The 231-nt window shown below is 68.0% G+C and carries 1 pseudogene; it reads left to right on the forward strand.

The window, feature by feature from the left end:
- Nucleotides 1–231, forward strand: a pseudogene (locus SB773_RS35050) (NAD(P)H-quinone oxidoreductase subunit 5); the annotation flags it as partial.

Consider the following 231-nt stretch of genomic DNA (forward strand, 5'->3'; position numbering starts at 1 on the left):
GGCGTCGGCGCCCTCGTGCTCCTCTACTGCCGGTGGTACTTCTACGAGGACTCGGCCGGCGTCGGCCAGTTCGCGGGCGTCCTTCTCGGGTTCGCCGGCGCGATGTACGGCCTCGTGCTGACGGACGACCCGGTCATGCTGGTCAAGTTCTGGGAGGTGACGGGCATCCTCTCGTACCTCCTCATAGGCTACTACCGCCGCCGCTCCGCCAGCCGACGTGCGGCACTTCAG

Source organism: Bacillus sp. SIMBA_074 (assembly GCF_046534555.1).
Lineage (GTDB): Bacteria > Bacillota > Bacilli > Bacillales > Bacillaceae_G > Bacillus_A > Bacillus_A mycoides.